This is a genomic window from Marinobacter sp. AN1 (assembly GCF_026013985.1).
Taxonomy (GTDB): Bacteria; Pseudomonadota; Gammaproteobacteria; order Pseudomonadales; family Oleiphilaceae; genus Marinobacter; species Marinobacter segnicrescens.
Genome location: NZ_CP110342.1, coordinates 198,436 through 220,515, shown reverse-complemented (window position 1 = coordinate 220,515; position 22,080 = coordinate 198,436). Strand labels below are relative to the sequence as shown.

Annotated in this window: 23 protein-coding genes and 1 pseudogene; 13 read left to right on the top strand and 11 right to left on the bottom strand. The window is 60.1% G+C overall.

All coding sequences use genetic code 11. The annotated features are described in order from the left end of the window. The first annotated feature begins 17 nt into the window (after nt 1-17). The 4 genes from LJ360_RS00990 (at nt 18) to LJ360_RS00975 (ending at nt 3,160) form a co-directional block, all read left to right on the top strand. The gene (locus LJ360_RS00990) at nt 18-1,427 is read left to right on the top strand and encodes an MATE family efflux transporter (RefSeq protein WP_264994978.1); all 1,410 of its coding nucleotides are present in this window, start codon (nt 18-20) and stop codon (nt 1,425-1,427) included. Between the two features lie 82 nt (nt 1,428-1,509). Next, complete coding sequence (locus tag LJ360_RS00985; RefSeq protein WP_091851638.1) at nt 1,510-2,271, top strand: hypothetical protein; 762 nt, start codon at nt 1,510-1,512, stop codon at nt 2,269-2,271. Nucleotides 2,272-2,338: 67 nt separating this feature from the next. Beyond that, complete coding sequence (locus tag LJ360_RS00980) at nt 2,339-2,773, top strand: hypothetical protein (protein ID WP_091851641.1); 435 nt, start codon at nt 2,339-2,341, stop codon at nt 2,771-2,773. 18 nt (nt 2,774-2,791) lie between these two features. Then, nucleotides 2,792-3,160 (top strand): hypothetical protein, encoded by a 369-nt coding sequence (locus tag LJ360_RS00975; protein ID WP_091851644.1) that lies wholly within the window; start codon nt 2,792-2,794, stop codon nt 3,158-3,160. Nucleotides 3,161-3,235: 75 nt separating this feature from the next. Here the strand turns inward: LJ360_RS00975 and LJ360_RS00970 are convergent, their stop codons facing one another. The 3 genes from LJ360_RS00970 to LJ360_RS00960 all read right to left on the bottom strand — a co-directional run bounded on the left by LJ360_RS00970 (nt 3,236) and on the right by LJ360_RS00960 (nt 6,079). After that, on the bottom strand, nt 3,236-3,493 hold the full coding sequence (locus LJ360_RS00970; protein ID WP_091851647.1) for a type I restriction-modification system subunit M: 258 nt from the start codon (nt 3,491-3,493) through the stop codon (nt 3,236-3,238). A gap of 391 nt (nt 3,494-3,884) precedes the next feature. Next, nucleotides 3,885-5,186: an IS1380-like element ISMaq3 family transposase gene (locus tag LJ360_RS00965; protein ID WP_011784498.1), complete on the bottom strand. Its 1,302-nt coding sequence runs from the start codon at nt 5,184-5,186 to the stop codon at nt 3,885-3,887. A gap of 263 nt (nt 5,187-5,449) precedes the next feature. Beyond that, nucleotides 5,450-6,079: an HPP family protein gene (locus tag LJ360_RS00960; protein WP_264994977.1), complete on the bottom strand. Its 630-nt coding sequence runs from the start codon at nt 6,077-6,079 to the stop codon at nt 5,450-5,452. Nucleotides 6,080-6,272: 193 nt separating this feature from the next. On the opposite strand from LJ360_RS00960, the gene LJ360_RS00955 reads away from it, so the two are divergent. The 3 genes from LJ360_RS00955 to LJ360_RS00945 all read left to right on the top strand — a co-directional run bounded on the left by LJ360_RS00955 (nt 6,273) and on the right by LJ360_RS00945 (nt 8,916). Further along, nucleotides 6,273-6,716, top strand: coding sequence for an acyl-CoA thioesterase (locus tag LJ360_RS00955; protein ID WP_091851653.1), 444 nt, complete (start codon nt 6,273-6,275; stop codon nt 6,714-6,716). Beyond that, nucleotides 6,703-7,860, top strand: coding sequence for an HD-GYP domain-containing protein (locus tag LJ360_RS00950; protein WP_264994976.1), 1,158 nt, complete (start codon nt 6,703-6,705; stop codon nt 7,858-7,860). The genes LJ360_RS00955 and LJ360_RS00950 overlap by 14 nt, the downstream gene beginning before the upstream one ends. Before the next feature lie 90 nt (nt 7,861-7,950). Further along, a complete protein-coding gene (locus LJ360_RS00945; protein WP_264994975.1) occupies nt 7,951-8,916 on the top strand; it encodes an NAD(P)H-quinone oxidoreductase in 966 nt (321 codons plus the stop codon). 40 nt (nt 8,917-8,956) lie between these two features. Here the strand turns inward: LJ360_RS00945 and fghA are convergent, their stop codons facing one another. Both fghA and LJ360_RS00935 read right to left on the bottom strand, forming a co-directional pair. Continuing rightward, entirely contained in the window at nt 8,957-9,811 is an 855-nt protein-coding gene (fghA, locus tag LJ360_RS00940) for an S-formylglutathione hydrolase (protein WP_264994974.1), read from the bottom strand. Nucleotides 9,812-9,876: 65 nt separating this feature from the next. Further along, on the bottom strand, nt 9,877-10,305 hold the full coding sequence (locus LJ360_RS00935) for a CBS domain-containing protein (RefSeq protein WP_091851849.1): 429 nt from the start codon (nt 10,303-10,305) through the stop codon (nt 9,877-9,879). Between the two features lie 276 nt (nt 10,306-10,581). Between LJ360_RS00935 and LJ360_RS00930 the strand changes: the two genes are divergently transcribed. Together LJ360_RS00930 and LJ360_RS00925 are read left to right on the top strand one after the other, a co-directional pair. Beyond that, the gene (locus LJ360_RS00930) at nt 10,582-11,940 is read left to right on the top strand and encodes an alanine/glycine:cation symporter family protein (protein ID WP_264994973.1); all 1,359 of its coding nucleotides are present in this window, start codon (nt 10,582-10,584) and stop codon (nt 11,938-11,940) included. Between the two features lie 204 nt (nt 11,941-12,144). Next, nucleotides 12,145-12,797, top strand: a pseudogene (locus LJ360_RS00925) (peroxiredoxin). Between the two features lie 112 nt (nt 12,798-12,909). Here LJ360_RS00925 and LJ360_RS00920 read toward each other — a convergent pair. The 3 genes from LJ360_RS00920 to LJ360_RS00910 all read right to left on the bottom strand — a co-directional run bounded on the left by LJ360_RS00920 (nt 12,910) and on the right by LJ360_RS00910 (nt 15,644). Then, entirely contained in the window at nt 12,910-13,692 is a 783-nt protein-coding gene (locus tag LJ360_RS00920; RefSeq protein ID WP_264994972.1) for a MetQ/NlpA family ABC transporter substrate-binding protein, read from the bottom strand. Between the two features lie 279 nt (nt 13,693-13,971). Beyond that, nucleotides 13,972-14,637, bottom strand: a complete 666-nt coding sequence (locus LJ360_RS00915) for a methionine ABC transporter permease (RefSeq protein ID WP_264996080.1) — start codon at nt 14,635-14,637, stop codon at nt 13,972-13,974. Next, nucleotides 14,637-15,644, bottom strand: coding sequence for a methionine ABC transporter ATP-binding protein (locus tag LJ360_RS00910; RefSeq protein ID WP_091851673.1), 1,008 nt, complete (start codon nt 15,642-15,644; stop codon nt 14,637-14,639). Before LJ360_RS00910 ends, LJ360_RS00915 begins: the two co-directional genes overlap by 1 nt. 236 nt (nt 15,645-15,880) lie before the next feature. Here LJ360_RS00910 and LJ360_RS00905 point away from each other — a divergent pair, with 236 nt between their 5' ends. Further along, the gene (locus LJ360_RS00905) at nt 15,881-17,263 is read left to right on the top strand and encodes an HDOD domain-containing protein (RefSeq protein WP_264994971.1); all 1,383 of its coding nucleotides are present in this window, start codon (nt 15,881-15,883) and stop codon (nt 17,261-17,263) included. 45 nt (nt 17,264-17,308) lie between these two features. Here LJ360_RS00905 and LJ360_RS00900 read toward each other — a convergent pair whose 3' ends face one another. The 3 genes from LJ360_RS00900 to LJ360_RS00895 form a co-directional block, all read right to left on the bottom strand. Further along, the gene (locus LJ360_RS00900; RefSeq protein ID WP_091851679.1) at nt 17,309-17,902 is read right to left on the bottom strand and encodes a hypothetical protein; all 594 of its coding nucleotides are present in this window, start codon (nt 17,900-17,902) and stop codon (nt 17,309-17,311) included. A 157-nt stretch (nt 17,903-18,059) separates the two neighbouring features. Then, a complete protein-coding gene (locus tag LJ360_RS19940) occupies nt 18,060-18,323 on the bottom strand; it encodes an amidase family protein (protein ID WP_413774387.1) in 264 nt (87 codons plus the stop codon). Then, a complete protein-coding gene (locus tag LJ360_RS00895) occupies nt 18,323-19,552 on the bottom strand; it encodes an amidase (protein ID WP_413774386.1) in 1,230 nt (409 codons plus the stop codon). Before LJ360_RS00895 ends, LJ360_RS19940 begins: the two co-directional genes overlap by 1 nt. A 165-nt stretch (nt 19,553-19,717) precedes the next feature. On the opposite strand from LJ360_RS00895, the gene LJ360_RS00890 reads away from it, so the two are divergent. The 3 genes from LJ360_RS00890 to LJ360_RS00880 all read left to right on the top strand — a co-directional run bounded on the left by LJ360_RS00890 (nt 19,718) and on the right by LJ360_RS00880 (nt 22,027). Further along, nucleotides 19,718-20,839, top strand: a complete 1,122-nt coding sequence (locus tag LJ360_RS00890) for a lytic transglycosylase domain-containing protein (RefSeq protein ID WP_264994970.1) — start codon at nt 19,718-19,720, stop codon at nt 20,837-20,839. Between the two features lie 10 nt (nt 20,840-20,849). Then, complete coding sequence (locus LJ360_RS00885) at nt 20,850-21,620, top strand: sulfite exporter TauE/SafE family protein (protein WP_091851686.1); 771 nt, start codon at nt 20,850-20,852, stop codon at nt 21,618-21,620. Nucleotides 21,621-21,736: 116 nt separating this feature from the next. Next, entirely contained in the window at nt 21,737-22,027 is a 291-nt protein-coding gene (locus tag LJ360_RS00880) for a ferritin-like domain-containing protein (RefSeq protein WP_091851689.1), read from the top strand. The last annotated feature ends 53 nt before the right edge of the window (nt 22,028-22,080 follow it).

The window sequence follows — 22,080 nt, the reverse complement described above, 5'->3', positions numbered from 1 at the left end:
GGATAATCCGCTACACCATGCTCGACCACGAAAACCAGCCAGTCCCCGATACCCGGGCACCACTGATTCCCCGTATTCTGGGCGAATGGCGCACGCTCGCCCTGCTTGGCGGGCCCATCCTGGTGGCGCAGATTGCCCAGATGGCCAATGGCGTTATCGATACGGTGATGGCCGGCCATGCCAGCGCCGAGGACCTGGCGGCGGTAGGCATTGGCAGCAGCATCTGGATGCCCCTGTTCTTGTTCTTCATGGGTCTGCTGGGGGCGCTGCAACCCATCATTTCCGGCTACAACGGCGCCCGCGCGGTGCAGAAGATCATGCCCGCCACCTGGCAGGGCTTATATATCGGTGCGATCAGCTCGGCGATCATGATCCTGCTGGTGGTCAACGTGCGCCCTGTGTTCAATATGCTGAACCTCGACGCGCAGACCTCCGATATTGCTGAAGGTTACCTGGACGCCTTTGCGTGGGGTATCCCCTTCATGCTGTTGATGGTTGCGCTGCGGGGTCTCACCGACGGCCTGGGCCACACCCGGGTGATCATGGCGTTCTCGGTGCTGGGTACGCTGATCAACCTGCCCCTGAACTGGGCGCTGATCTACGGCAAGTTCGGCCTGCCGGAAATGGGCGGCATCGGCTGTGGCTGGGCCACGGCTATCTCCAATGCCATTGCCGCCGTTGCCATGGTGTTCTACCTGAACCGCAGCCCCATCTACAAACACTTCCACCTGATTGCCGACTGGGTGAAACCAGATCCGGAAAACATCCGTTACATCCTGCGCATCGGCCTGCCCATTGGCTTCACGATCTTTGTCGAAGCCAGCATGTTCTCGGTGATCGCCCTGTTCCTGGCGCCACTGGGACCGGTGGTGGTAGCCGGCCACCAGATTGCACTCAACGTTACCTCACTGCTGTTCATGCTGCCCCTGAGCATCGGCATGGCGCTGACCCTGCGGGTTGCGTTTCTGGTGGGCGCCAGCACCCCGAATACGGCCCACCTGCTGTCCCGTAGTTCCCTGCTTCTGGCCTCCGCCACGGCGCTGGTATTTGCTGTTACCCTGTTCCTGTTTGCCGGCCCCATTTCCCGTCTGTATACCGGAGATCCGGAGGTACAGGCGGTAACAACCCTGCTCCTGAAATTTGCCGCTGTCTTCCAGATAGCCGACGTCATCCAGGTCAGTTGCATCAGCGCCCTGCGGGGTTACAAGGACACCCGCATCCCCATGTTCATCATGCTGTTCTCCTTCTGGGGCGTGGGCATGCCCCTGGGTTATGTGCTGACCTTTACCGATACACTGGTTGCCGCTATGGGAGCGCCGGGCTTCTGGGTGGGCATCACTGCGGGGCTGGCTACCGCTGCCCTTCTGCTGGGCATGAGGCTTTTCCTCTACACCCGCACCCGACCGGTTAACCCCGAAATGTCGTGAAGTTTACAAATCCAAACGGAAATTCCCGGCCTGGCCGTCTACGCTGTTAAGACGTATTCCCATTATTTTTTGGCAGACGACCATGTGGGCGAAAAGCATCATCCTGTCACTGCTGGTTGCCAGCCCAGGGGCAGCCCTTGCTGAATCAGCTGATCCACCGGGTGAGTTGCGCTTCGCCAGCATTGCGGACCTGCCCAGCACCACGCTGGCTGTGCAATTGCTCAGCGCCGCCTATGACGACCTCGGAATTGATGTGACCGCCCGGGAAGTGCCCTCCCGGCGGGCCCTTATGATGGCCAGTATCGGTCAGTTGGATGGTGATCTTTTCCGTATTGCCGAAGTCGCCGACCGCTACCCAAACCTGATCCGCGTGCCCTACCCCCTGCTGGAAGGCAAGCTTCATGCTGTGTCGAAATTCCCTGACAACCGCCTGCTGGCAGGCAAAGGGGACTGGAGACCCAGGGTGGCAGTGCGCAGGGGCGTACTGATCGCTGAACAGACTGCCGACGACCTGAACATGATCCCGGTCCACGCCGACAGCTACCAGCAGATGCAGGCCATGCTCGACTGGGGCCGGGTTGACCTGGCGCTGGTATCAAGCATTGAGGGCATCTCCCCCCTGCAAAACGAGCGCTGGGACCATCTTTACATCCTCCCGGAACCGGTCACCCGCTTCACCCTCTACCACTACCTTCATCGCCGCCACGCCAAGCTGGCAGAACCGCTGGCGAACGCTCTGGAGCAACTGGATCGCAGTGGGGAAAAGGCCGGTATTGCAGATCGGCTGCAGAAGACCTTCAACGTGGCGGATACCCGTTCTGAGAAGGACAGCGCGCGGGAGTGAGAGAAGCATCCTTGACTACCTAGGGAGGCTCAATACACTCCCCATCAGGAACCTCAAGGAGAGACATATGGACGTTGTCGTAAAGCTTGACGGTATCGCCGTCGGTATCCCCAGGACAGGATTGGGCCTTAACGCCTTTTCCGCTTCTTACATTCAAGTCAACGCAGCTCCGAACCAACCACTGCGCACCTATGGGGTTGCGGAAAGTTTTTCAGTAGGCGGAGACAACAGCACTCTGGTCTACGGGACTATCACCACAGCCCCAATCAATCTGAGCCCGGAAGAGTTCCAGGCATTCTCGGTCGATAACGTATCCGGAAAATCGTTCGATATTCAGGTTAGCGGAACCGTACTGGTTTCCGGTAAGGCGGACATTACGATCTCTCTTATCGATGACCAGGGGCGCGTCGAGGAAGTTATCCAGCGCAAGGATATCAAGGTTAAAGGTGGCCAGCTTGCATCGACCAATGTTCGCGGGCGCGCGCGCCTGATGCCGCATTAAGCTGCAGGAGAATCGGTTATGGTAGTGGCATTCCCCATTACAAGGGCCATTGGCCGTGGCCTGATCTGGTTAGTCCGAATATCGGCGGTTATTTTCTCACTGGCGCTGCTCGCGTTCCCTTTCCAACGTGAAGCCTTCCTTTCTGCACGACCGAATGGGCCATCAGGCAAAGGCGTGGGCTCCGTCCTTTTCGACCTACTCATGCAACCCTGGCTCTCCGCACTGCTGGCGGTCACCATGGTCGTTTTTCTGATCGCACGCATCCGCCTGATACCCGATCGCTACTACCGACTCACAGATATGATTTACTTTGGCATGGTGACCGCCCTGCTTGCAGCCCTGCAGGCCCTGGCGTACCTGCCTGCATTATTGGCGCCACCCGTATGACTCAACGTCACGCAACCCACTTCCGGCCACTAGCCGCAAACTCTACTACCAGCTCGAAGACGTTGTCACACTCGTTCAGCTCTTCCGGCTTCGCGGTATAGCAATCCAACACATTGAAGCTGTGCAGCGGGAAAATCCAGTAAGGCCGGAAATTCCAGCCAGGAAGAACTCGTAGATTTTGCCAAAGATGTCGCCATTGGCATCGGCGGGAATACGGGAAAAGTTCTTGAGCAGTTCCACAAGCAGGGTGTTGCTGGTGCGGGTAAGGGCAAAGTATTCGTCCTTGGGCAGGATGCCATCCAGCTCGGGTTTGTATTCCTCGATGGCTTCCATGGCCTGCTTGATCTTTCGTGCCGGGTACCTCCGAATTCCGCGAACTCTCTGCTGATGTCCGACTCGGCACGTTTTGTATATGTCATCGGCGAATTTCAGGAAGATCAGGCCGAGTACCGGCGTGGCGCATTCGCGGGACTTGAGATCGGAGTTCGCCCGCAGGTTATCGGCGGCAGACCAGGGGTCATCTTCGAGCTATTTGGGCTGTTCAGCATTCATGTCGGTTTAGCCCGGATTTCTCATAGTGCTCCAACAACCTTCGCAGACCAAGCCTGGTAGTGCCAGATCCGAGTGGTCATGGTCGAAGTTGGCGATTATTTAGCCAGTTTCCGGCATTCAGGCACAACTCCCCCTTTCCCCCATTGGTATCGGGCCGGGGGAGCCCGATTATCTACTGGGGCACCAAGCGCTGAACCAGTGCTGAGAGATCGTTCTTGTGTGGATAGCTATCACTCATCAACACCCGTATTCGGCGGGTGTTGCGGATGATGACTGCGCCAACCTTGATCAGCTTCAAGCGCAAGGTGCCGGCACTCATACGTTCGAAGGGCGTGTTTTTCAGATGCACCCGCAAACGCTCGAACAGGGTGTAGGCGAAGCCGGATAAGATCAGCCGCCACTGGTTGGTCCACCAGTGTGTGCTGGAGGTGCGACCGGCAAACAGATCCAGTTGTTGATCCTTGATCCGGTTCTCCATATCACCCCGTGCGCAATACTGTTCGTAGTAGAGCTTGAATCCGTCATCGTAGCGGGAGCTGATAACGAACCGGGGGTTCGGGCCTTGAGGGCCATATTCCAGGCGCGCAACCACCCAGCGTGGCTTATGCCAGCTTCGGGCTTTGTAGCGGAAGCGGAAGGTGCTGGCGAGCTTATGGCCATGAGCCTCGTAGTAGGTCCGGACTTTGTCCATGGCTGGGGCGGCAAGCGCCTCCAGCCGCTGGTTGCGGGCCATGCCTACGATGTAATCCACCTGGTTGCGATCGCACCAGGCCAGCAGTCGGGGCTTGCTGAAGTGGGAGTCGCCCCGGAACACGATCCGGGTCTGTGGCCAATACTCGCGAATAAATCGCACCAGCAGCGCCAGAATGGCCCAGCTGTGCCGGGCATCACCTCGATTGCTGGTGCGCAGATAGCTCACCAGCAAGTGCCTACCGCAGAAGACGTAAAGCGGGAAGTAGCAGTGATGGTCGTAATACCGGTTAAAGAACTTACCCGGCTGGTCGCCGTGCACCGGAATATCGGTGCCGTCAAAATCCAGCACGATTTCCTTGGGCGGCTTCTCATGCTGCTCGATAAAGTGGTGCCAGAGCAACTCATGCGCTTTGACAATGGTTTGCCGATCCATCGCCTGCTCCATTCGACAAAGCGTGGACTTGCCGGCCAGAGTCGAGGCATTCCCCGTGGCGGTTTGTAGTGCCTGATCAAAGCGAAGCGCTTCATGATCATTCAGATCTTCGTAGCCACCGGCCACACCGTAGACCCGTTGCCGGACCAGGGACTTGAGCTCATGACGAATCATCCGGGGATCCCGCTGGTCGGTCAGAGTCTCGGCCAGCCGTTGGGTTAACCGGTGTTGTTTGTCGACTTCGCGCAGTAACAGCAAGCCGGCATCGGAGGTGATATGGCCTCCGGAGAAGTCGGTTTCAATCTGGCGGCGGGAAAGTGGCGAGAAGGTCAGTTTTTGAGGTACCATTTTGGATAGCGGTTGTTGGTGTTGATTGATGGTGTAAGGTCCTGAAATTTTAACACTTTCAGCCGCTTTCTTTTATCCCCTCATGAGAAATTCGGGTTAGGCTCCCACCAGTCCAGATAGCAATAGGAGAGCCGACTTTAAACGACTACCTGGCGCCGGCCAAGCCTGACGCATCACTTTACCTGAAAGGAGCCCCGGCACGTTCGATCCAAGTGGCTGATTGCCCGGTTTATTATAGGATCTGAAGGCTGCCGCGCAGACTCTTACAGAGGCCTCGCCAGCGCTGCTCCAGCCACCCCATTACTCCGGGAGCGCCACAGCGGATAGGGAATACCGGACAGGCGGTTCATGACGAACGCATGGGCCAGCAGGATCAGCACCCCGGCCATCAGAATGGGCAGTTGGGCAGGATCCGGCATCAATCCCAGGGACACGATCAACGCTGTGGCACCCGCCGGCGGATGGGGCACCCTGAACAGCACCATCAGGCAGCCAGTGAGCCCCAGGGACAAGGCCGCCGCCCCGACCCGGGCGCCATCGACTCCTTCCAGGAAAGCCGAAGGATGACTCTGCAAGTCAAACACGTACAGACTCAGCAGCCCCATCACCGCGCCCAGAAAGTGACCGCACAGGGTGTTCCGCGGTGAGGCCGGCTCCGCCATGGGCACATGAAACAGAATAAACGCCGTGGCTCCGAGGGAGGGAAAGATAAACGCTTCCTGGGTGACCAGGGCTACAAACGCCACCAGCGCAATGCTCACCCCGCCATTGATCAGGCTGAACCCGGCCATCACCGTCTTGCGGCTGTACCGGGAAGCCAGGCTCTCCAGGTGAAGTGCCCGCAGCACTCCGGCCGCCAACTGCCAGCGTAATCGTTCGTTCCGTGCCCCCATGAGCGCCCCTGCACCAAAAAAGGGCGTAATGGTAAGGGGCGGCTATCGCAGTGACAAATATCAAATATCGATAAGGTTAATCGGCTCGCCGGGAAGCATACGTCAATGGCATTTCCCATGCCGAGCGGGGTCACTAATGACAAACCGTTACTGGCGAGTACACTGTGGGCTTACCGATACAACAGGAGAGGTTATGAGCGATAACCCCATGGAATTCCGCTTTCGGGTCCGCTATGCCGAATGCGACGCCCAGCAAGTGGTCTTCAATGCCCGCTACGCCGACTACGTGGACATTGCAGTAAACGAATACATCCGTGCGGTATTCGGCCATTACCAGAACATGCTGGATGCCGGGCTGGATATGCAGGTGGTCAGCATGACCCTCAACTGGTCCGCCCCCGCCCACTTTGATGACGTACTCTGTGCCCGCATCAGCGTGAAACGCCTGGGCAACACCTCGTTCACCCTTGAGGTGAACTTCGTGCGGTATCCGGATGCGTCGCCGATTGCCACGGCAGACGTGGTCTATGTCATGATTGACCCGGCCACATCCAGCAAGAAAACCATTCCTGACGACGTCCGCGAGCGGATGGTCACTGCCGGCCAGGGTGTCGTGGTCAGCCATGCCGGAGAGTAAGACCGCTGACGCCGGCCAGAGCCTGGTCCGGGTCGCCCCGGGCGTCCTGGTCGTGGGCAAGCCCTTGCCCTGGCCGGTGTTCGATAACCAGGGTGAGGTCCTGCTGGCCCAGGGTTACGTTATCCAAGGGGACGCCCAGCTGGAGCAGCTCTACAAACGGGGCATGTTCTATCCCCGCCAGGCGGAAAACCCGGACGAGGAAGTCCAGGAAGACGTCGCCGAAGGGGAGCGCAATCCCTTCTCCGACTATCGTGCCCTGCTGAAAACCCTCAAGCGTACCCACCAGGCCATCTCGGCCCGGGACCCGGAGGCCCGCCTCAAGCTGCTCGGCTTCGCCCGGCTGATCGACCGCATCTGCCGTGAAGCGCCGGACCCCACCCTGGCCCTGGTACACCTGTATTCGGTGGAGCCCACCGCGACGGAGCAATCGCTGTTCTACGCCATTGTCTGCCACTTCACCGCGACCGAGCTGGGCATGGACGAAGGCCGGCGAGTGGTACTGATGGCGGCCGCGCTTTCCGCCAACCTGGCGCTGATGCCGATCCTTGACCGCCTGAACGCCTCCACCCATGGCCTCACCGACCAGCAACGCACGATCATCCGCCGCCACCCCCAGCTGGCCGCGCGGGCACTGCACGATGCGGGCATCGAAAACCGCCTGTTACTGAAGATCATCATGCAGCACCATGAGCGCTCTGATGGTAGCGGCTACCCCGAGGGCCTGGAGGGAGACGCTATCCTGCCAGAGGCCAGTATCCTGGCCCTGTCGGAACACTACGTCGCCCTGATCAGCCGTCGTGGCTACCGGCCCCGGCACAGTATCACCCAGGCCCGCAAGGCTATCGCTGATGCCGCCCGGGAAAGTACACGACCCAAACTGTTCCAGGCGTTGCTTAATGCACTGACCCCCTTTCCCCCGGGCGGGCTGGTGCGTCTGGCCAATAACGAGATTGCGGTGGTCACCCACCGACCACTTCTGCGCAACGGCCATGCCGTGAAGGCCATTACCGACCCCCGGGGCAGCGCCTACCTGACCGGGTTCCGTCGCACGACGGATCTGCTGGAGTTCAACATTCGCGCTGTTGAGGTGGTGGATGTAATGCCGCCCATGGACTTCCAGGCGCTTTGGGACTACCAGGTATAAACCGGACGTTTCAACCAACCTTTCTTGCCCTGCCGGCAACCATGAACCGTGCTAGGCTGTAACCATCTCGCGAAACCGGAGCCGACATTCATGAAAGCCATTACCATTGAAAAGCAGTCCCTGAACTGGAACGACGTGGATGACCTGCCCTCACCGGAACCAGACGAGGTCGCCATCGACGTGGTCTGGGCAGGCATGAACAGGGCCGACCTGATGCAACGCAAGGGCGCCTACCCGCCACCCCCCGGGGCTTCAAAGATCCTCGGCCTCGAGGTAAGTGGCCGCGTGGCAGCCGTCGGCGAGAATGTGTCACACCTGGAACCGGGTGACGAAGTCTGCGCCCTGCTTACCGGTGGCGGCTATGCCAGCCGGGTCAACGTCCCCTCAGCGCAAGTCCTGCCCGTACCCAGGGGCTTCACGCTGGAACAGGCCGCTGCCCTGCCGGAGGTCTTTGCCACCGCCTGGATGAACCTGTACATGGTTGCTGGTGTCAGGCCCGGAGAACGGGTGCTGGTCCATGCCGCCGCCAGCGGTGTCGGCACGGCCACCATCCAGCTGGCAACAGCCATGGGCAACCCGGTGTTCGCCACCGCCGGCGGCGACGACAAGCTCGCCTTCTGCCGGGAACTGGGGGCTGATGGCACCTGGAACCGCCACAACGGCTCCTTCGCTGATGCAGTGAAGGAGTGGGGCGGCGCCGACATGGTGCTGGACCCGGTGGGAGGTGACTACATCGCCGAAGACCAGAAGTGCCTCAACATGGAAGGCCGCATTATCCTCATCGGCCGGATGGGCGGCGCCGACGCCCACATCGACACCGGGGTGATGCTGATGAAACGCCAACGCCTGATCGGCTCCACCCTTCGGGCACAACCGGTAGGCCTGAAGGGCGAAGTCATGGACGCCCTTTACGAACATGTCTGGCCAAGGCTGGAAAGCGGTGAAATAAGGCCGATCATCGACCGCACCTGGCCGGTGGGACAGGCCGACGAGGCCATGGCCTACCTGGAAAGCAACGAGAGTACCGGCAAGGTTCTGTTGCAGGTCAGCGAATAGGGTGAGCTGCCCCGACAAAAGGGGCCGCCAGTTGCCCCGCTCAGGCTGATCGGCTCAGACCCAGTGCCCGGGCGTGATGGTTCAGGTGGTCATCGATAAACGAGGCAATAAAGAAATAGCTGTGGTCGTAGCCACGGTGCATGCGCAAATCGATATGGTGGTGGGCTTTCTCGCAGGCATCCGCCAGGGCCTCCGGCGCCAGCTGCTGTTCCAGGAAATCATCCGCCGTTCCCTGATCCACCAGCAGGGGCAGCCTTTCCTTTGCCTCGGGGATCAGCAGGGTGGCATCCCACTCTTTCCAGGTTTCCTCATCATCACCGAGATAACCACTGAAGGCCTTGCGCCCCCAGGGGCAGTTGGTGGGATTGGCGATGGGCGCAAAGGCGGAAACGGACTGGTACCGCCCCGGATTCTTCAGCGCGCATATCAGGGCGCCGTGCCCCCCCATGGAATGACCACTGATGCTGCGCTTGCCGGTCAGGGGCAGTTCCCTTTCCAGCAACTCCGGTAACTCTGACACCACGTAATCGTACATGTGGTAGTGACGGGACCAGGGCTCACGGGTGGCATTGAGGTAGAATCCGGCGCCAGAGCCGAAGTCATAGCTGTCATCCTCGCCAGGCAGGTTCACCCCACGGGGACTGGTGTCCGGGCATACAATGGCGAGCCCCAATTCTGCCGCGCGGCGCTGGGCGCCCGCCTTCTGCATGAAATTCTGGTCCGTACAGGTAAGACCGGAGAGCCAGTACAGGGCCGGAACCGGCTTCGGCTGGCCAGCAATGGCCGCCGGCGGCAGGAACACGGCAAACTCCATGTCGCAGTCCAGCACCTCAGAGCGATGACGATAACGGCGATGCTCACCACCAAAACAGACATTGCTTGCCAACAGTTCCATACCTAACCTCCCATCGCTTATCGACAATACTCCGGCGGAGGACAGGCCAGACAGAATGGCCCTGGTCAGTCAGCCCCGGCAAACCGGCCCACATCAATGCCGGCACCGACCCGGGCCAGCTCCGCCAGAATGGACGTGCGGGTGACAATACCCACCAGCCGGCCATGATCCTCCACAGGATAAACCTTGGGCTTGCCGTGACCAAGGTTCTGGGCCAGGTCCACCACGGACATTTCCGGACTGATGGTGACCGGCTCCCGCTTCATCACGTCATCTACCGAGGGCTCACCCTCGCCGTGATAATTACTGACCAACAGCGCATGGATGCAGTCCTGCTCTGACACAAAGCCCACCACCTTACGATCCTTATCCACTACGGGAAGACCCGTAACATGGTTCTGTAACAGGTGCTTGACCACCACAGGCAGTGGTGCACCAAGGCGCACCGGCTCAATATGGTTCCACATGATGTCCGAGGCTTTCAGTGATCGCATCATGACCGTCTTCCTGTTCCTGTTGCGCCCTGTTGAGGCCACACCCGTCGCGCTACCTGAGGCAAGCGGTGCAACCAACTCAACTATAACCTTAGCAAGAAGCGTGGAAAACGAAATGTTCACTTTCTCACCAAAATCGGGAGAAGTTCCCAACTCACTGATTTGAAACATTTACATCCCCGGCTCAGTAGCTAAACTTCATGCGGACCTGAAAAAGACTCACTAACGCCCCCTGTAAAGCCGCTCTCCGGCAGGGGGGGTGCCACGGAGACACCCATGGAAGCGATTAGCAATTTCGTATCTGCCATAAATGGCCTGGTGTGGGGCCCACCCATGCTGGTACTGATTCTTGGCGTAGGGCTGTTCCTCAGCCTGGGCCTGAAACTGATGCCTATCCTCCACCTGGGGGAAGGGTTCCGCCTGATGTGGCAAGGGCGCACCGGGGGGGACGCCGTAAGTGAAGGTGAAATCCCACCTTTCCAGGCACTGATGACAGCCCTGTCCGCTACCATCGGGACTGGTAATATTGCCGGGGTTGCCACGGCCGTATTCCTTGGCGGCCCCGGCGCCCTTTTCTGGATGTGGCTGACCGCACTGGTCGGCATGGCCACCAAGTATTCAGAAGCGGTACTGGCGGTAAAATTCCGGGAAGTGGATGAGCGTGGCGCCCATGTCGGCGGGCCCATGTACTACATCCGTAATGGCCTCGGCAGGAAATGGGCATGGCTGGGCGTGCTGTTCGCCATCTTTGCCGCGATCGCCGGGTTCGGCATTGGCAACACCGTTCAGGCCAATTCAGTAGCTGACGTATTGCACACCAACTTTGCACTGCCCCACTGGGCGACCGGCCTGATCCTGATGGTGCTGGTGGGCATGGTACTGATTGGCGGCATCCGGCGGATCGGCCACGTAGCCAGTGCCCTCGTGCCGCTCATGGCCATTTCCTACGTGGTCATCGGCCTCGCGGCCCTGGCCGCCAACGCCAGTGAGTTGCCCGCCGCCTTTGCCATGGTCTTTACCGATGCCTTTACCGGCACCGCTGCAGAAGGCGGTTTTGCCGGCGCAGCCGTGTGGGCTGCTATCCGCTTTGGTGTGGCACGGGGCGTATTCTCCAACGAAGCCGGCCTGGGTTCAGCCCCCATCGCCCACGCCGCCGCCCAGACCCGCGACCCCATCAACCAGGGCATGGTGGCGATGCTGGGTACGTTCATCGACACCATTATTGTGTGCACCATCACTGGTATGGTGATCATTACCTCCGGTGCCTGGACCAGTGGTGAATCCGGCGCGGCACTGACCTCGGATGCCTTTGCCCTCGGCATTCCCGGTGGCAACTACCTGGTGGCAGTGGCCCTGGCCATCTTCGCCTTTACCACCATCCTGGGCTGGTCTTTCTATGGCGAGCGCAGCGTCGAGTTCCTGTTCGGGGTCAAGGCCATCGTGCCTTACCGGGTACTATGGATCCTCGCGATTCCGGTCGGCGCCACCCTTAAGCTGGGCTTTGTCTGGTTGCTTGCCGACACCCTTAACGCGATGATGGCACTACCCAACCTGATTGCCCTGGTGCTGCTCAGCCCGGTGGTTTTCCGGCTGACCCGGGAGCACTTCGAGAATCAGAGAAAGGTCGGGGTCTGATGCCACTGGTGGCATATCACGATTACCAAATCGTATAACACCGGCATGCCTGCCCCCTTGAGGAGTGAGGCGGCCGGTCCCATAACTGAGTGGTATAAGACAACGCTGAAGGTCGCCACGGCGACCGGGAAGCAATTTACGGATAACCAAACAGAGCCTTGCAGACTATTGTAAGGCTGTAGTACCGACAACGGAGGAGAAGGTATGAGTTTACGTCTTGGTGATACCGCGCCTGATTTCGAACAGCAGTCCAGCGAAGGCACCATCGCTTCCACGAGTGGCTGGGGGATGGCTGGGGCATTCTGTTCTCACATCCGGCCGACTTCACACCGGTGTGCACCACCGAACTGGGCCTGACCGCCAAGCTCAAGGACGAATTCGCCAAGCGCAACGTCAAGGCAATCGCCCTGAGCGTCGACCCGGTGGACTCCCACAAGGAGTGGATCAACGACATCAACGAAACCCAGGGTTGCTCGGTGAACTTCCCGATCATCGCCGACGAGGACCGCAAGGTGTCCGAGCTGTACGACATGATCCACCCCAATGCCGACAACAGCCTGACCGTGCGCTCCCTGTTCGTGATCGATCCGAACAAGAAGATTCGCCTGATCATCACCTACCCTGCCAGCACCGGTCGTAACTTCAACGAAGTGCTGCGGGTCGTCGACTCCCTGCAGCTGACCGATGAACACAAGGTCGCCACCCCGGGCAACTGGGAACGCGGCGAAGACGTTGTCATCGTGCCGTCCCTGCAGGACGAGGACGAAATCAAACAGCGCTTCCCCAAGGGTTACAAGGCCGTGAAGTCCTACCTGCGCATGACCCCGGACCCCAAGTCCAACTGGTCAGGCGACTAAACCCCGCCAGCACTGCACCGAGCTACCAGCTGAGTGCGGCGCTCAACCAGGTATAAAAAAACCGGCCCGCTGCAACGCGGGCGGTTTTTGGGTATGAACAGAGCGGACCGGATCAGAATGCCGGCACAACCGCCCCTTCATACTTCTCTTCGATAAACGCACGCACATCCTCGGATGTCAGCGCTTCCGCCAGCTTCTGCATGGCCTCGGAGTCCTTGTTGTCCGGACGGGCAACCAGGATATTCACGTAGGGAGAGTTGGCACCCTCAATCACCAGCGCATCTTCCGCCGGGTTCAGACCCGCTTCCAGGGCGTAGTTGGTATTGATCAGCGCCAGGTCCACCTGGTTCAGGATACGGGGCAGCGTGGCAGCCTCCAGCTCCTTGAAGTCCAGGTTCTTCGGATTCTCGGCAATATCCCGCGGCGTGGCGGTAATCTTGCTCTCATCCTTCAACTTGATCAGCCCGGCATCCTGCAGCAGCAGAAGCGCACGGCCACCGTTGGTGGGGTCATTGGGGATAGCCACGGTAGCACCCTCTTCCAGCGCGTCCAGTGAATCCACCTTCTGGGAGTAAGCTCCAAACGGCTCGATATGAACACCGGTCACCGTCACCAGGTTGGTGCCCTTGCCATCATTGAACTCATCAAGGTACGGCTGATGCTGGAAAAAGTTCGCATCCATCCGCTTCTGATCCACCTGGATATTCGGCTGCACGTAATCGGTAAACACCTTCACCTGCAGGTCCACACCGTTCTCCTTCAGAGCCGGCTGGATAAACTCCAGAATCTCCGCATGGGGAACCGCCGTCGCCGCAACGGAAAGCGTTTCTTCCGCCTGCGCGCCGGAAAAGGCCGCGAAAGCGGTCAAACCAACCAGTGTTTTCTTGAAATTCATAAAACTCTCCCAATTGACGACAAAAAATTATTCAAACCCAAAGGCAACTCCCAACTATGGGAGTCTTCCGGCTGAGAAGTTTTCCCCGGACCCTGGAGCGCCATGGATGGCGCGACGGAGCCCTACATGGACGTACTTGCGAGGCGTGTCCGGGGAAAGCTTATCGGCTGGAAGGCTTCTCCACCAAAGCCAGGAATCGCGAGCGCCTCCGGAAAGATCACCGTGGCGGGTGCCCCTCCACCGAAGCCACCAATCAACTCACCAAAAAAATCGTCACAGTCACTTCCGGCTAAAATACAAAACCAGCCAATCCCCAAGCATCTGCAACAGCTGCACAAACACCACCAACAACGCTACAGTAATCACCATAACGTCCGTCTGGAACCGCTGATAACCGAAACGAATGGCCAGGTCACCGAGACCACCGCCACCAACCACACCGGACATCGCCGCATAGGACACCAGCGTAATCGCCGTCACCGTTATACCCGCGATAATCCCCGGCAGCGCCTCCGGCAACAGCGCACCAAAAATAATCTGCCGCACATTGGCCCCCATCGCCTGGGTCGCCTCGATAATCCCCCGGTCCACCTCCCGCAGGGACGTCTCAACCAGCCGGGCAAAGAACGGGGCACCACCGGCTACCAGCGGCGGAATCGCCCCGGCCACACCCAGCGAGGTACCGATAATCATCACCGTCACCGGAATCATCACAATAAGCAGGATAATGAACGGCACCGACCGCAACACATTCACGATAAACGACAGGATGGCATAGGCCACCGGCTGCTCCAGCAACTGACGCTTGCCGGTCAGAAACAGCAGCACCCCCACCGGCAGACCGATCAGCACACTGAACAGCAGCGACATACCCACCATCACCAGGGTATCCCAGCTGGCCCAGCCGATTTCCACCCAGTCCACGTTCGTCAGCAGGGACTCCATCATCGCACCACCTCCACATGGACATCCGCCGCCTCGAACTCGGCCATCGCCTGTTCCAGGTTACCGCCCACCAGTGACAAGGTCAGCTGGCCGTAGGGCGTATCCTTGATATGGTCGATACGGCCCGAGAGGATGCTGAAATCCACACCGGATTGCCGGGCAACATGGCCCAGCAATGGCTTATAGGTCGATTCACCCCGAAACGTCAGGCGAAGAATCCGGCCGGCCGCATGCTCGAAATCCTGCTGCAACTCATCCCGGTCCACGTTCTCGCTCTCAAACACAAAATCCCGTGTGGTGGGATGTTCCGGGTGCAGGAATACATCGGTGACCGCTCCCATTTCGACGATCCGTCCGCCGTCCATCACCGCGACCCGGTCGCAGATACGCCGCACCACATCCATTTCATGGGTAATCAGCACAATGGTCAGCCCCAGCTCCCGGTTGATCTCCGCCAGCAGGCGCAATACCGACTGGGTGGTCTGCGGGTCCAGGGCACTGGTCGCTTCATCGCAAAGCAGGATGGACGGCCGGCAGGCCAGTGCCCGGGCGATACCGACACGCTGCTTCTGGCCACCGGATAGTTGGGACGGGTACTTGTTGCCCTGGTCGGTCAGGCTCACCAGTGCCAGCAGTTCCGCCACCCGGTCGCGAATCTGTGCCTTCGAATAGATTCCGGCCAACTTCATGGGGAAGGCAATGTTATCGGCCACGGTGCGGGATGAAAGCAGGTTGAAGTGCTGGAAGATCATGCCCACCTTGCGACGGAAGGCCCGCAGCTCGGCAGCATCGTAGTGGGTAACGTCCTCACCATCCACCAGCACCCGGCCACCAGTGGGCCGTTCCAGCAGATTGATCAGTCGCACCAGCGTGGATTTGCCGGCACCGGAATGACCGACAATGCCGAACACCTCGCCGGTGTCGATGGTCAGGTCGGTGGGTTGCAACGCGGGGATCGCCCGGCCGCCCACCTGATAGGATTTCTGAACCTGGTCGAGTTCAATCACAGAGCACAAACCTTCCGTCAGGCACTGGCCGACACCTTGTGGGTACGGCACGAAAAGCCGCTGATTATAACGCACTCAAACCTGAAACCCGAATGTTCGTTTTTGTATCCGCAAGCACTGTCCGGCTGGGGCAACGACAGAAGTGTAGTACCATGAATCAATTGTGACATTACCGATCCACCATTGATCCAGAGGCTTTGCGCACTGTGAGTGACCCCACACCGCCAGGCTCAAGGATGACATCCACCCAGGCATGGGTTTCCTATCTGAGCCGCGTCGAGCTGCCGGTGCTGGCCAATACGCTCAAGCGTATCAACGAGCTTACCGACAGCAACAGCAGCACCGTCAACGAGTTGGCCGAGGTCATTATCAACGATGCCCAGCTCACGTCGCAGGTGCTGCGGCTTTCCAATACCGTGTTCTACAACCAGACCCGGGTACAGGTCAGCACCGTCAGCCGTGCCATTACCCTGATCGGTTTCGATTCGGTGAAATCCATGGCGATTTCGTCGCTGATCGTGGACTCCCTACTCAGCCGCAGCTCCCGTCCCCAGCTTCTCAAGTGCCTCGCACGGGCCATTCACGCCGCTGTGCAGGCCCGCAGCCTGTTGCCCAAACGCAACGAGCAGGCCCTGGAAGAAGTGTTTATCGGTGCGCTGTTGATGACCATCGGTGAATTGGCGTTCTGGGCCTGTGACACAGAACAGGCGGGCGAGCTCGCCCAGCGCCTGCGGGCCGGTGAGGATCCGACTGACGCTCAGAAGGCGGTGCTTCACACCACCTTCCCGGAAATTACCCGGGGGCTTGCAGAAGCCTGGGCCCTGGGGCCGTTTATCCGGGATGTGGTGTCTGCCAACCGGGCCAACTCTCCGGCAAGCAGTCTCGCACGCCATGCGGTAGCCATGGCCGAACTGGCGGAGGAAGGCTGGCGAACACCCGACATGGACCAACTGATGAACACCCTGGGCGAGGAGCTGGACGAAAGCCCCGCGGCGATCCGGGACCAGGCGCGCCTGAATGCCGGTGAGGCCGGCAAGGTGGCTGTGTCACTGGGCATACCACAGGTACAGGCACTGCTGCCCGGCGGCAGTGGTGACATGGAAGCACCGGCACCACCAGCCATCGACGCTGATCTTCAGCTGAGGATACTCAGGGAACTGGCCCAGAGCCTGACCGAAAAACCCGACCTCAATACCGTTTTCCAGCTGGTACTGGAAGGGCTTCACCGGGGTATTGGGCTGACCCGGGTTGCATTGTTGATGTCCGACCGTGATGCCCGCCAGCTGGTATTGCGGAAATGCATGGGACCACAGACGGAAAGCTGGCGCGATGGCTTACAGATCAACCGCGACGGCAGCGGTGCCCTCGGCCAGCTACTGCCTCACGGCAGCAGCACGGTTTACCGGCCACCCCGGAACACCACCGAGCAGGATTTCGACCCATGGCTGGGGCGGGTGCCGGCGCTGACCGGCCCCTTGCTGGCCAATGGCCGGATGCTTGGAATGTTCTATGCCGACTTCGGCGCAACGGGCAGCGAGCCCGCCGACGAACACCTGCAAGCGTTCAACCATTTCCTCCAACATGCCCAGTTGTGCCTGACGCTGCTGTCCAGTCAGTGAGTGGACTCACTGGCTGGCAGCTTGTCAGTCAGGGCAATACTTACCTCAATGAAGGGCGCGCATCTGCCTTGGATAGAGCGCGGCACTCACTTCCGGCTCTTCCAGCAGGTCCGCCAGTTCACGATCCACATCGGTTTCCTCGCCCTCTTCCGGCAGCGGCTCGAACAGGGTGTTGAGCCAGGAGGTCACCGAGGGGGCCTCTTCCCGCTCATAGTCATTGGACAGGGCACCAATGCTGCGAAAACCTATGATGCGCTGATGCCGGGGATCACGGATCTGCTCGAAACCGCGCCAGTAGATACGGTCCCGGGTATGAAGCTGGACGAACAGGGTATCGATGGGTTCCGGGGTGTCTTCCTTTTCCCGGCGTGCTTCTGCCTCGGCTTCGGCGCTGCGTTGGCGAATGGTGGTCCAGGCCGGGTACAGCAAGGCCACGGCGTCGGCCTCCACATGTTCCCGGGCAGCGCGCAGAATCAGGGCCCAACGGGCCTTGTCGGCATCGGTCTCAAGGGAGTTGATGGGAAGGTCGTAGCTTTGCTCACTGGACAGCACGATGGCCATGATTGGCGCATCCAGCTCACCCATGGCTTCCGCCTGTGCTACTGAAACCAGTTCTTCGATTGCCATCGGTTGGTTCATGGTACTCGCCTCCTCGATGCCATCTGAAAGGGGAGCCGGTGCGGATGCCGGCCCCGGAGAACGGGCAGCCTGGCCAGCTGCCCGTTAAACACAGCATAGCCTGTTCCACCCTCAAAAATAAACGTGGGAATGAAGGCAGCAGATCACAAGTCCACCATTAAACCTTACCAATACCCCGGTCCCACAGGCTTTCATACCGGTTGTACCAGGGGGCAGCTTCCTCCAGTTGTGCCGCCAGCTGCAGCAAGCGACCCTCGTCGCCATGTGGGGCTCCGAACTGCACGCCCACTGGCAACCCCTGCTCACTCCAGCTTAAAGGTAATGAAATCGCTGGTGTGCCGGTCAGGTTGGCCAGCTGGGTAAACGGCGTGCGGGCCAGGCTCTCCATGGCCAGCTGGTCGACGATGCCGCTTTTCAGCATCAGCTTGCCCGCGCGGCCCGCACCAGCAGTTTCGATACCATCTGCATGGCTGGCGGCAGGTCCAGCTCGCCAATGCGGGCCGGGGGTTGTGCCGTTGTAGGACAGAGATAGAGATCATACTGGCCAAAATACTGACCCAGGTTACGGGCAAACTCATTCCATTGCTGACGCATACCCACATACTCCGGCAGGGGGAAACTACGTCCCAGCATGGCGAGCAGGCGCGTATCGAGCTCAAACTCGTCGTTTGCGGCGCCCCGGGCCTTTGCTATATCCATAAATACCGGCACTTCGCCGAAGTAAATGCCCAGGTAGCATCGCGCCAGGGCGTCACCATCCAGTTGTGGCCCGGCCTCCTCCACATGGTGGCCCAGCGCTTCCAGCTGGCGGGCGGTTGCTTCCACCGCAGCAACGTGATCGGGATGTACCTCGCCACCATAGGGTGATCGGGTGAAGAAACCAATGCGCAAGCGGCCCGGCGCCTGGGCGGCCAGTTCGGTCCAGGGCGTTGCCGGCGTAGCTATGTTGAAGGGCTCACCGACAGCGCCCCCGGCCAGCACGTCCAGCATACCCGCCGCATCCCGCACGGTGCGGGTGACCACGTGGTTATCGGCCGCGCCGATCCAGCTCTCACCAGCATAGGGCCCCCAGGAAACCCGACCTCGGGACGGCTTGAGCCCTACCAGGCCGTTGTAGGCTGCCGGTATGCGGATAGATCCGCCGCCATCGTTGGCGCCGGCCACGGGCACCACCCCGGCTGCCACGGCTGCTCCGGACCCGCCACTGGAGCCACCCGGCGTCAACCCGCTATTCCAGGGGTTACGGGTTGGCCCCCAGAGCTGAGACTCGGTGACTGCCTTGAGTCCGAATTCCGGCGTCGCCGTACGACCAAGAAATACCAGGCCAGCGTTCCTGGCCCTCACTACATAGTCGGAATCCTCCGGCATCAGCCGGTTTCGCAGCCCACGACTACCCATGGTACAGGGCTGACCCGCCTGTTCCTGCCCCAGGTCCTTCAGCAATATGGGAACACCAGCGAACGGACCATCATTGATACCCTGTGTCCTTGCCTCCTGGTACTGGGGCAGGCAGATCGCATTCAGGGTTGGGTTTACAGACTCGGCCCGGACGATCGCGGCTTCAGTGACCTCAGGGGCCGACACTTCACCCCGGCGTATCAGGTCCGCCAGTCCCGTGGCATCGTATTGCAGATAGTCGGAAACTTTCATGGTGTTAATCCGTTGTTGTTTTGATTCCGCGAGGTGTTGCGGTATAGGTAGCGGAGCGAACATCTTTTTGCTGTTAGGAGTTTAGCAGCACCAAACTCACACGCCGACGAATACGACACACAACTCACCAATCCCGTCGGCCTGTTACCCATTCAGAGGAGTCACATGGCTGCCCGGTCCATTCGCAATCCGATGCTGAAGGTGCTGCTGTTTGTGCTTTGCACCCTGCCCACGGTGGCCCGCAGTGAAGCACCGGCGCCCGTGGAAGACTGGCAGGCGATCATCCGCAGTGCGCCCTACTGGAGCAGCCAGGGTGTCTTCAACAATATCCTGGATATCCGCCGCTGGGTGCTGGAAGAATCAGCGTATTGCTCCGACTCCGATCGCCACCTGCTGTTCGATCACCGCGGCCGGTTCATCGGCTATATCAGCGACGGAGAAACCAGCGAAGAAACCCAGAAGAAACTGAACCAGCAACGGGAAAAGCTCGCGCGCCAGGGGCGCGCCACCGGCTGGACACCAGGGGATGCCTCCACGACAGGCTACCCCTTTGCCCTGGGCTGTAATCAGCCACATGCCCGCCTCGGCGAAGCCCTGGATCGCTACCTGGGCAAGGCGCCCTCCGATCTCCTCTGGGGACGCTGGGACGACCTGGATTTCGCCAGCCAGGCCAAGCCAGGAAACCTTCACGAGGCACTGACCTATGTGTACGACACCCGGCGCCAGCAGCAGCGGCTGTCGCTGCCCGCGGAGCTTCCCCGCTACCTGGCCGGCATGCTGCTGATTGAGAGCGGGGGACAAAGCCGCGCCCATTCGGCGGCGGGTGCCCGCGGCATCATGCAACTGATGCCCGGCGTACTCGTCGATTGTGGGGTGGCAGAACGTAATCACTGGCACCGGCTGGCCCAGCTCGACTGCGCCATGAAGCTGATGAACCGCAATGCCCGCCTGCTGGAACCGGTTATCAACGAACACTTCCCGGAACTGCCGGAAGCCAAGCGTCAAAGGCTATTCACCCTGCTACTGATCCAGGCCTACCACGGCGGTGCCGCACGCATTGATCGGCTGATGACGGACGAGGAGCTGAATGGTCCGGCCAGGTACTTTGCTGAACACCACGAGCGCTTCAGCGCCGGTGACATTGCCTTCGGCATGGTGTTCCACAACCTGGGCCGGGATCGACTGGGCCTGGCATCCCTGTATTATGTAGCCGATGTTGAACTGGCAACCCGGGCACTCTGCGACCACTCTTCGCTGAAAGATACTGTGTTCTGCCAGTCCCCCTGACGGCCTACCCATGGAGGATGTCTTGCTGTCATTCCTGCCGCCGGGCCTCGCTCCGGAAGTCGCGCTGATACTGCTGGCCTGCTCGACCCTGACATCGCTGATCACCGCCGCCCTGGGCGCCGGCGGCGGAGTCATGCTGCTGGCCCTGATGGCCATGTGGATACCGCCAGCGGCGATCATTCCGGTCCATGGCATGATCCAGCTGGGTTCCAATGCAGGCCGCATGGCAATGACCTGGCGCCATATTGACTGGCGGGTGATCGCGGCCTTCCTGCCCGGCGTCATTCTCGGCGCCGTAGCTGGCAGCCTTCTCCTGGTACGCCTGCCCGCCTGGGTATGGCAGGTGACCATTGCCGTGTTCGTACTTTACCTGTGCTGGGGGCCGAAGCTCCCGCCACTGGCCATGGGCCGGGCCGGCATTTTCGTGGCCTCGGCCATCACCAGCTTTATCTCACTGTTCGTGGGTGCCACCGGCCCCCTGGTCGCAGCGTTCATCAAGCAGATCCATACCGACCGGTTCACCACCGTGGCGACCTTTGCCACTTCCATGACCCTTCAGCACCTGCCCAAGGCCCTGGTATTCGGCCTGGCGGGCTTCGTATTCCGTGACTGGCTGTGGTTCCTGGCTGCGATGGTCGGCATGGGTTTCCTGGGGACCTGGCTGGGGCTGCGGGTGCTGGGCCGACTGGGCAACCAGACCTTCCAGCGGGTGTTTAACCTGCTGCTGACCCTGCTGGCCCTGCGACTGCTCTGGCTGGCCTGGCTGCAGTGGGCGGCATAAGCCCTGGCGGCCGGACGGACTGGCCAGGGGTCGGCAGTCCCGGCTATGCTTGTTACCATCAGGAATAACCTCAAGCACAACGAGCCAGGATCAACCCAACCACGACAGGAGGCCCCATGGCCAGCGATAACCTGCACGCCCCACGCGAGAAACTTTCAAAGAAAACCCTGCATATGCACCATGCCATCGTGTCACTGATGGAAGAACTGGAGGCGGTTGACTGGTATCAGCAGCGCGCGGATGACTGTGACGATGAGTCGCTGAAGGCCATCCTGCTGCACAACATGCGGGAAGAGATGGAACACGCCGCCATGGTGATCGAATGGCTGCGCCGCAATAACGACGACTTTGCCGGGTTCCTCAAGGAATTCCTGTACAGCGAAGGGGATATTGCCGACCACCACTGATCGTCGGTGGCAGCCAATACCAGCAGCCAGCCAGGCCAGTCGGCACTGCCGGC

What these genes read in the sequence shown, in the direction of transcription:
- LJ360_RS00990 (WP_264994978.1), top strand. Translation starts at nt 18, where the DNA reads ATGCTCGACCACGAAAACCAGCCAGTCCCCGATACCCGGGCACCACTG.
- LJ360_RS00985 (WP_091851638.1), top strand. Translation starts at nt 1,510, where the DNA reads ATGTGGGCGAAAAGCATCATCCTGTCACTGCTGGTTGCCAGCCCAGGG.
- LJ360_RS00980 (WP_091851641.1), top strand. Translation starts at nt 2,339, where the DNA reads ATGGACGTTGTCGTAAAGCTTGACGGTATCGCCGTCGGTATCCCCAGG.
- LJ360_RS00975 (WP_091851644.1), top strand. Translation starts at nt 2,792, where the DNA reads ATGGTAGTGGCATTCCCCATTACAAGGGCCATTGGCCGTGGCCTGATC.
- LJ360_RS00970 (WP_091851647.1), bottom strand. Translation starts at nt 3,493, where the DNA reads ATGGAAGCCATCGAGGAATACAAACCCGAGCTGGATGGCATCCTGCCC.
- LJ360_RS00965 (WP_011784498.1), bottom strand. Translation starts at nt 5,186, where the DNA reads ATGGTACCTCAAAAACTGACCTTCTCGCCACTTTCCCGCCGCCAGATT.
- LJ360_RS00960 (WP_264994977.1), bottom strand. Translation starts at nt 6,079, where the DNA reads ATGGGGGCACGGAACGAACGATTACGCTGGCAGTTGGCGGCCGGAGTG.
- LJ360_RS00955 (WP_091851653.1), top strand. Translation starts at nt 6,273, where the DNA reads ATGAGCGATAACCCCATGGAATTCCGCTTTCGGGTCCGCTATGCCGAA.
- LJ360_RS00950 (WP_264994976.1), top strand. Translation starts at nt 6,703, where the DNA reads ATGCCGGAGAGTAAGACCGCTGACGCCGGCCAGAGCCTGGTCCGGGTC.
- LJ360_RS00945 (WP_264994975.1), top strand. Translation starts at nt 7,951, where the DNA reads ATGAAAGCCATTACCATTGAAAAGCAGTCCCTGAACTGGAACGACGTG.
- fghA (WP_264994974.1), bottom strand. Translation starts at nt 9,811, where the DNA reads ATGGAACTGTTGGCAAGCAATGTCTGTTTTGGTGGTGAGCATCGCCGT.
- LJ360_RS00935 (WP_091851849.1), bottom strand. Translation starts at nt 10,305, where the DNA reads ATGCGATCACTGAAAGCCTCGGACATCATGTGGAACCATATTGAGCCG.
- LJ360_RS00930 (WP_264994973.1), top strand. Translation starts at nt 10,582, where the DNA reads ATGGAAGCGATTAGCAATTTCGTATCTGCCATAAATGGCCTGGTGTGG.
- LJ360_RS00920 (WP_264994972.1), bottom strand. Translation starts at nt 13,692, where the DNA reads ATGAATTTCAAGAAAACACTGGTTGGTTTGACCGCTTTCGCGGCCTTT.
- LJ360_RS00915 (WP_264996080.1), bottom strand. Translation starts at nt 14,637, where the DNA reads ATGGAGTCCCTGCTGACGAACGTGGACTGGGTGGAAATCGGCTGGGCC.
- LJ360_RS00905 (WP_264994971.1), top strand. Translation starts at nt 15,881, where the DNA reads ATGACATCCACCCAGGCATGGGTTTCCTATCTGAGCCGCGTCGAGCTG.
- LJ360_RS00900 (WP_091851679.1), bottom strand. Translation starts at nt 17,902, where the DNA reads ATGAACCAACCGATGGCAATCGAAGAACTGGTTTCAGTAGCACAGGCG.
- LJ360_RS19940 (WP_413774387.1), bottom strand. Translation starts at nt 18,323, where the DNA reads ATGCTGAAAAGCGGCATCGTCGACCAGCTGGCCATGGAGAGCCTGGCC.
- LJ360_RS00895 (WP_413774386.1), bottom strand. Translation starts at nt 19,552, where the DNA reads ATGAAAGTTTCCGACTATCTGCAATACGATGCCACGGGACTGGCGGAC.
- LJ360_RS00890 (WP_264994970.1), top strand. Translation starts at nt 19,718, where the DNA reads ATGGCTGCCCGGTCCATTCGCAATCCGATGCTGAAGGTGCTGCTGTTT.
- LJ360_RS00885 (WP_091851686.1), top strand. Translation starts at nt 20,850, where the DNA reads ATGGAGGATGTCTTGCTGTCATTCCTGCCGCCGGGCCTCGCTCCGGAA.
- LJ360_RS00880 (WP_091851689.1), top strand. Translation starts at nt 21,737, where the DNA reads ATGGCCAGCGATAACCTGCACGCCCCACGCGAGAAACTTTCAAAGAAA.